This is a genomic window from Pseudomonas oryzihabitans (genome assembly GCF_014522265.1).
Classification (GTDB): Bacteria; Pseudomonadota; Gammaproteobacteria; order Pseudomonadales; family Pseudomonadaceae; genus Chryseomonas; species Chryseomonas aestiva.
This window is the reverse complement of sequence record NZ_CP017024.1, coordinates 1,007,181-1,015,000: the sequence shown is the minus strand read 5'-3', so window position 1 is coordinate 1,015,000 and position 7,820 is coordinate 1,007,181. Positions and strand designations below refer to the sequence as shown.

General features: G+C 62.4%; 3 protein-coding genes and 2 rRNA genes (1 of these 5 only partly in view). 2 read left to right on the top strand and 3 right to left on the bottom strand.

The genetic code is table 11. The features are described from left to right. Both BGI51_RS04690 and rrf read left to right on the top strand, forming a co-directional pair. Window positions 1–2,163, top strand: a 23S ribosomal RNA gene (locus BGI51_RS04690); it begins 730 nt to the left of the window's first position. Between the two features lie 160 nt (window positions 2,164–2,323). After that, window positions 2,324–2,439 (top strand): 5S ribosomal RNA (gene rrf, locus BGI51_RS04685). A 520-nt stretch (window positions 2,440–2,959) separates the two neighbouring features. On the opposite strand, the gene mksF is transcribed toward rrf, so the two are convergent. The 3 genes from mksF to mksB are packed head-to-tail and all read right to left on the bottom strand — an operon-like array spanning window position 2,960 to window position 7,687. Continuing rightward, complete coding sequence (gene mksF / locus BGI51_RS04680) at window positions 2,960–5,761, bottom strand: Mks condensin complex protein MksF (protein ID WP_187980444.1); 2,802 nt, start codon at window positions 5,759–5,761, stop codon at window positions 2,960–2,962. Then, window positions 5,758–6,435 carry an Mks condensin complex protein MksE gene (gene mksE / locus BGI51_RS04675; protein ID WP_133861598.1) on the bottom strand — a complete coding sequence of 226 codons (678 nt, stop codon included), beginning with the start codon at window positions 6,433–6,435 and terminating at the stop codon, window positions 5,758–5,760. The genes mksF and mksE overlap by 4 nt, the downstream gene beginning before the upstream one ends. Further along, the gene (mksB, locus tag BGI51_RS04670; RefSeq protein WP_187980443.1) at window positions 6,425–7,687 is read right to left on the bottom strand and encodes an Mks condensin complex protein MksB; all 1,263 of its coding nucleotides are present in this window, start codon (window positions 7,685–7,687) and stop codon (window positions 6,425–6,427) included. Before mksB ends, mksE begins: the two co-directional genes overlap by 11 nt. Between the last annotated feature and the right edge of the window lie 133 nt (window positions 7,688–7,820).

Sequence of the window (7,820 nt, the reverse complement as noted above, 5' to 3'; positions counted from 1 at the left end):
CTTCCGTTGAAAAGGCAGGGGATGACTTGTGGATCGGAGTGAAAGGCTAATCAAGCTCGGAGATAGCTGGTTCTCCTCGAAAGCTATTTAGGTAGCGCCTCATGTATCACTCTGGGGGGTAGAGCACTGTTTCGGCTAGGGGGTCATCCCGACTTACCAAACCGATGCAAACTCCGAATACCCAGAAGTGCCGAGCATGGGAGACACACGGCGGGTGCTAACGTCCGTCGTGAAAAGGGAAACAACCCAGACCGTCAGCTAAGGTCCCAAAGTCCTGGTTAAGTGGTAAACGATGTGGGAAGGCTTAGACAGCTAGGAGGTTGGCTTAGAAGCAGCCACCCTTTAAAGAAAGCGTAATAGCTCACTAGTCGAGTCGGCCTGCGCGGAAGATGTAACGGGGCTCAAACCAGGCACCGAAGCTACGGGTATCACCTTTGGTGATGCGGTAGAGGAGCGTTCTGTAAGCCTGTGAAGGTGAGTTGAGAAGCTTGCTGGAGGTATCAGAAGTGCGAATGCTGACATGAGTAACGACAATGCGAGTGAAAAACTCGCACGCCGAAAGACCAAGGGTTCCTGCGCAACGTTAATCGACGCAGGGTGAGTCGGTCCCTAAGGCGAGGCTGAAAGGCGTAGTCGATGGGAAACGGGTTAATATTCCCGTACTTCTAGTTACTGCGATGGGGGGACGGAGAAGGCTAGGCCAGCTTGGCGTTGGTTGTCCAAGTTTAAGGTGGTAGGCTGACTGTTTAGGTAAATCCGGACAGTTAAGGCCGAGAGCTGATGACGATCCTTCTTTTAGAAGGAGAAGTGGTTGATGCCATGCTTCCAGGAAAAGCCTCTAAGCTTCAGGTAACTAGGAACCGTACCCCAAACCGACACAGGTGGTCGGGTAGAGAATACCAAGGCGCTTGAGAGAACTCGGGTGAAGGAACTAGGCAAAATGGCACCGTAACTTCGGGAGAAGGTGCGCCGGTGAGGGTGAAGGGTTTACCCCGTAAGCTCATGCCGGTCGAAGATACCAGGCCGCTGCGACTGTTTATTAAAAACACAGCACTCTGCAAACACGAAAGTGGACGTATAGGGTGTGACGCCTGCCCGGTGCCGGAAGGTTAATTGATGGGGTTAGCGCAAGCGAAGCTCTTGATCGAAGCCCCGGTAAACGGCGGCCGTAACTATAACGGTCCTAAGGTAGCGAAATTCCTTGTCGGGTAAGTTCCGACCTGCACGAATGGCGTAACGATGGCGGCGCTGTCTCCACCCGAGACTCAGTGAAATTGAAATCGCTGTGAAGATGCAGTGTATCCGCGGCTAGACGGAAAGACCCCGTGAACCTTTACTGTAGCTTTGCACTGGACTTTGAGCTTGCTTGTGTAGGATAGGTGGGAGGCTTTGAAGCGTGGACGCCAGTCTGCGTGGAGCCATCCTTGAAATACCACCCTGGCAATCTTGAGGTTCTAACTCTGGTCCGTTATCCGGATCGAGGACAGTGTATGGTGGGCAGTTTGACTGGGGCGGTCTCCTCCTAAAGAGTAACGGAGGAGTACGAAGGTGCGCTCAGACCGGTCGGAAATCGGTCGTAGAGTATAAAGGCAAAAGCGCGCTTGACTGCGAGACAGACACGTCGAGCAGGTACGAAAGTAGGTCTTAGTGATCCGGTGGTTCTGTATGGAAGGGCCATCGCTCAACGGATAAAAGGTACTCCGGGGATAACAGGCTGATACCGCCCAAGAGTTCATATCGACGGCGGTGTTTGGCACCTCGATGTCGGCTCATCACATCCTGGGGCTGAAGCCGGTCCCAAGGGTATGGCTGTTCGCCATTTAAAGTGGTACGCGAGCTGGGTTTAGAACGTCGTGAGACAGTTCGGTCCCTATCTGCCGTGGACGTTTGAGATTTGAGAGGGGCTGCTCCTAGTACGAGAGGACCGGAGTGGACGAACCTCTGGTGTTCCGGTTGTCACGCCAGTGGCATTGCCGGGTAGCTACGTTCGGAAGAGATAACCGCTGAAAGCATCTAAGCGGGAAACTTGCCTCAAGATGAGATCTCACTGGAGCCTTGAGCTTCCTGAAGGGCCGTCGAAGACTACGACGTTGATAGGTCGGGTGTGTAAGCGCTGTGAGGCGTTGAGCTAACCGATACTAATTGCCCGTGAGGCTTGACCATATAACACCCAAACAATCTGACCGTGGTCAGAGCGTGAGGAAGACGACGCCGAAAACCGGCGCGTGGGTTCGCAAGACCCCAAAGACGAGTTGTCTACTTCGATCACAGACCCAATTGGGCCAGCTAGGCAGCCTCATCGCCTGGTCAGCCAACCGAATTGCTTGACGAACATAGAGCATTGGAACCACCTGATCCCTTCCCGAACTCAGAAGTGAAACGATGCATCGCCGATGGTAGTGTGGGGTTTCCCCATGTGAGAGTAGGTCATCGTCAAGCGCCTAACACCCAGCACCCCCGCTCAGTTCATTCTGGCGGGGGTGTTGTCTTTGGGGCGGGAAAAGTTCGACCGGGCGTCAGGGCGCTTAGGCGCTGGGAGCAGCTAATTGGCTAACGGAAGCCTGAAGCCGCATAGCTGAGGGTGCCCTCACCCTAGCCCTCTCCCCGGGGGAGAGGGGACCAAAAGGGCGCGGCGGCGGCGTTGGAGCAGTGCCTGCTAGGCAGGTACAGCTTTAAGTCTGCAAGAGCTCAAGAGCCCAACAGCCCGGCTGCGCCGGGCTGTTGGGTTGGAAGCACGGCACAGAATCATCGTAGGTTGGCGCTGAGCGCAGCGAAGCCCAACGATGAGGTCCGTTGCAGGCATCAAGCGAACGGCGGCGAGGCGGTGAGGGGGGCAAGGCTGGAGTATGGATGTTGGGCTTCGCCAGGCTCAGCCCAACCTACCGCAGCACCTAAGGCGGCGTTACGCGAGCAGGAAAAAGCCCGGCATGTGCCGGGCTTTTTGCGTTCTGAAGGGGGCTCAAGCGGGTTCGGGCAGAGCCAGGTCGCGTTTGGCGATGTATTTCCAGTCGGCTTCGTCGATGTAGATGCCACCGGGGCCGCTGCCGCCTTCGAGGTCGATGGCGACCTGGGCGCTGACCTGGGGCTTGACGCTGGCCAGGATGGGCACGAAGCCCAGTTGCTGACTGGTTTCGATCAGCGCCTGCTGGTTGCGTTCGTCGATGTCGGCGGCTTCGTCCAGGTAGTAGGGCAGGCGGATCTTGGCGGCCTGCTCCCGGTCCATCAGGTGCAGCAACAGGTACATGTTGGTGAGTGCCTTGATGGTCATGGTGGTGCCGTTGGAGGCGGCGCCGTCGATGTCGGTGTGCAGAATCGGCTGGCCGCCCTGCTTGGTGATCTCGAAGGCCAACTCAAAGAGGTCCTTGAGGCCGAGCTGATTGCCGTTGGCGGCCACCAGGCGTGCCAGGTATTCCTTGGCATCCTCGTTCTTCTGGTCCTGGCTGCTGTCCTGGGTGAGATCGAAGACCGAGAGGGTCTCGCCTTCCTCGTACTGACCCGCGCTGTGGATGATCTGGTCGATGTGCTTGAGCGCTTCCTTATTGGGCGCCAGGACGATGCGGAAGCTCTCCAGGTTGGAGACCTGCTTGCGATTGATCTCGCGGTTGAACAGCTGCAGCTGGTGTTCGAGGTTGTCGTAGTCGCTGCGGATGTTTCTCAGGGTCCGGGCGATGTCGGTGACGGCAGCGCGGCGGGCCTTGGCCAGGGTCAGGGCTTCGTCCTGGCGATGGGCATAGGCATTCACCAGCAGCTGCAGGCGGCGCTCGGGATCTTCCTCGTTGTCGAACTTGGCGACGCCCTTGAGGCGGACCTGGGCATAGAGCGCCTCTATCTGGGTGTCGGCACGCTGCAGGGCCTGCCAGCTGTCCTGGTAGTCGTTGAGCAGCGGCAGCAGGTTCTCCAGGGAATCGTCCACCGCTTCCATGAAGGGCGTGCCCGGGGGCAGGTCGGTGGGCAGCAGCTGGCGGCGGCGCAGGGCGTCGGCCAGGGTACGGTCCCTGGCTTCCAGGTCGGCGAGCTGGCGGCCAATCAGTTGCAGCCTGGCGGATAGTTGCTGGACACGCTCGGTGAAGGCATCGCCGGCGCGTCTCAGTTCGTCCTGAGCGGCTTCCAACTGGGCCAGCTGTTCGAGCTTTTCGTTTTCCTCGGCACTGAGGGTCTGGCAGCGACGGAAATCTTCCAGGGCCTTCTGCGCATCCAGCACCTGCTGGTAGAGCACTTCGGCCTGGGCCTTGCTGGCCTGGCGGTCGACGCTGACGCCCTGCTGGGCCTTGAGTTGCTTGAGCTCGCGCTCCAGACGGTCCTTCTGGTCACGCAGCGCGGCGCGATCGGCCAGGGCCTGCAGGGTGGGTGGCTCTATCCCCGAGAGATCGAGGGACAGGCCCGGCAATTCGAGGCGATCACCCTGGAAACGCGCCAGGATGCCTTCGAAGGTCTTTAACCAACTGCCGTCTTCCGCCAGTTCGACCCCCCTGGGGCCGAGCGGCAGGCTGAACAGCTGGCCGTTGAACAGCCGCATCAGGCGGTCGACGTCGGCCTGGCTGAATTCTTCACGCAGGCGGGCATAGCTGTTGTTGTCGGCGTGGTCGAGTTGCTGGCGAATCCCCTTGAGGCGCTGTTCCAGTTCGCGGACACGCTGGTCGAGGTCTTCGCTGCTGAACTGACTGGCCTGGGACAGGGCGCCGGCGAGTTCGTCGTGGGCGTCCTTGGCGGCCAGCAGCTGGGCTTCGAGGGGGGCGCTGGACTCCACCAGGGCGAAGCGGTGCTTGAGATGGGCCAGCTCGGCGAGCCAGCGCTGCAGGCTGCTGATCTCGCGCTCGCGGCGCATCAATTCGCTGGTGCCGTCGCGCTGGCTCTGCTGCAGGCCATCCTGCTCCTGGCGATAGTGTTCGGTCTGGGCCAGGAGTTCGTCGCGGCGGTCGAGGGCATAGTGCTGCCAGCTGCCGAGCAGGCTGTCGAGCAAGGGCGAGAGGCGATGCAGCTTGCCCCTCAGGCGATCGCGCTGTTCGACGCCATTGGCCAGGGCTTCCACCAGCGGGCCGGCGGCGACCAGCGCCTGGTAGTCCTGCTCCATGCGGCGGACATCGCGGAAGGCTTCCTCGCAGGCGGCGATGTAGTCGACGCTGCCGGATCTCAGGCTGTGCTCGAAGGCATCGAGAAACAGCTGCTTGAGCTTGGCCGCGGTGATCTCGCGCATGTGCAGCAGGTTGATGAACAGGGCGCGGAAGGTCTTGAGACTCTGTTCGCTGGTGGATCGCAGCGGAATCAGCGTCAGGTCCAGGGGGATGCTGGTATGGCCGCCGACCAGCAGGCGGCGCAATTCGTCGGGCTTGACCTCATAGGCCTTATGGCCGGCGCGTTCCAGGCTGGCGAACAGCTCGCGCTGGCGCAGGCAGGCGCCGTCGCGCTGGTAGTGGGCCAGGTCCAGTTCGCCGGCATAGGCGAAGAACTGGTGACCGAAGCCGCCCCCCGGGCCGCGACCGGCCACGCCGATGACGTGGGGGCCGTGGGCCAGGCGCAGCTCGATGAGGATGTAGCTGGTGTCGGTGGCGAAGTAGAACTTGCGCGACTGCTCGTTGCTGTACTTGCCGAAGCTCATGTCGGAGAGCCGCGCCAGGATGGGGAATTGCAGGGCGTTGATCGAGGCGCTCTTGCCCAGGTTGTTGGCCCCGTAGACCGACAGCGGCTGTTCCAGCGGAAAGAGGCCGAGGCTGTAGCCGGCGGTGTTGAGCAGGGCGAAGCGGCTGATGCCGTAGCGGATCATAGGTCGAACTCCCGTTCTGCGGCGATGGCGCGGGCCAGGGCGGCCTCTTCGTCATCCTCGTCGGCGCCTTCCGGCGCGGTGCCGTCTTCGTCGCTGGCGAGGGTCGGCGTCGGCAGTGGCAGGTCGCTGGCATGCAGGCCGGCGGCCAGGTCGCGATCCTGTTGCACGGTCAGGCAGACATCGAGGAAGCGGTGCATGGGCGGCAGGAAACGGTAGGTGCCGTTGCTGTCCAGGGCGAAGCCGAGCTGGGTCAGGCGGCGCAGGATCTTTTCCTCCAGCTCTTCCTGGGTGGTGACCTCGGCCTGCAGGAAGAGGTCGCGGTACTTGTCCAGCAGCGCCGGCAGTTCGTGGCGGCCCAGGGTACCGCCATCGAGCACGGCCAGCGGATCGCGACCCTGGTCGGCCAGGTGCTCGACCAGGATGAAGGTGAACAGCGCCAGGCGCTGGGCGGTCTTGTTGACCTGGGCGCCCATCTGCTCGGGCACGAAGTAGTAGAAGCCGCGCGGATCGCAGACCAGTTCGAAGCCGAGGGCGCGGAACAGCGCGCGGTACTGGTCCTGCTGCTGGCTGAGCTGGGCATAGCTCTCGGGCTCGCTGCGGGACAGGTGATAGCCCTTGAACAGCTCGCGGAAGATGGGCGCGAGCTGGGTCATTTCATTGAGGTCAAGTTGCATGGGCGTCGCTCGCGGGAGATCGGGCGGTCAGGGCGTAGGAGCACAGGCTGACGCGGTGTTCGAGGGTGTCGTAGTGGCGGCGGTCCAGGCGCTGGCGCTGGAAGCGCGCATCGCGGGACAGGCGCGAGAACCAGTAGAGCAGCTCGTCGGTATCGCCGGCCGGCTCCTGCTCCAGCAACCAGGCCATGAGGTCGGGCAGCGGCAGGGCGTCCTGGCAGAGATCAAGCATCTCGCGGGCGGTGCGGGGCGCCGCCGGGCGCTCGCTGTCGCGCGGCCGATTGGCCTGGCTGGGAAAGCGCGCCGGCTTGGGCTCGAAGCGGGCCAGGGCGTAGACATAGCTTTCAACCTGGGCGGTGGTGCCGAGAAAGACACTCTGCGGCCGGCTGAACAGCGGCAGGGCGGCCTGGGGTACGGCGTCGAGGCCCTTGCGGCGGATGGTGGCCAGGGCCAGGGCGGCGCCCCGGGTCACGGCATTGTGCCGGCGCGCTTCCTCGCGCAGCGGCAGCAGCAATTCGCGGGCACGACGCAGGGCCAGCTGGGCGGCGTTGTGCATCTCCAGGATGCGCGCCTGGGTGCGCAGCAACAGGTCGTCGTCGACCAGGTGGCCGAGGCGCTGCTGTTCGCCCAGCAGGTGCAGGAGCACCTGCTCGACGCGGTGGACACCCCGTTCGAAGGCGCCGTCGGCGGCCACCAGCTGGATCATCGGCTCGACGTATTCATCCCAGGTGGCCAGCACCTCGGCATAACGCTGGCGCAGGGGGATCTGGCGATCGCTGGTCTTGGCGCGCTCGGCGACGCCTTCCAGGGCATGGCCATCGTTGGCCAGCTTCTTGAGGACATCGCGCACGCGCATGTCGAGCAGGCGCAGCTGGCGGACGAGGTCCGGGCCGTCGCGATTGTCGAAGGCTTCGCGGATGTGACCGGCGAGGCGTTCCAGGTGGCGCAGGTAGGCTTCGATCTCCAGGCACAGGCCCAGCCGGTGTTCGCGTCTGAGATAGCCGAGGAAGTCGTGGATCTGACCATTGAGCTCGAAGCGATTGGGACTCTTGGCCACCGGCACCAGGATGTCCAGGCGGATCCAGGTGTCGAGCAGGGCGGTGAGGTCGGCCGGCGTGCGCTCGAGCAGCTGCTCGGCCAGGCGGGCACGCAACTCGGCCAGGCCCAGGGTGCCGCTGTCGAAGTGGGCGCACAGCGGGTCGATGAGGTGCCAGTGTTCGGCGAGGGTACGCAGGACGCGTTTGGGGTCGATCATGGCGGGGACCGCACCAGACAAAAGCGCCATTGTACTCCAGACGCCAAAGCCTTCGATGTGACCCCGGTGGGACCGATGGGCAGGGCGGCCTTTCGATCCGCGGCGATCCGCGCGACAATGCCGCCCCGCATAA

What these genes read in the sequence shown, in the direction of transcription:
- mksF (WP_187980444.1), bottom strand. Translation starts at nt 5,761, where the DNA reads ATGATCCGCTACGGCATCAGCCGCTTCGCCCTGCTCAACACCGCCGGC.
- mksE (WP_133861598.1), bottom strand. Translation starts at nt 6,435, where the DNA reads ATGCAACTTGACCTCAATGAAATGACCCAGCTCGCGCCCATCTTCCGC.
- mksB (WP_187980443.1), bottom strand. Translation starts at nt 7,687, where the DNA reads ATGATCGACCCCAAACGCGTCCTGCGTACCCTCGCCGAACACTGGCAC.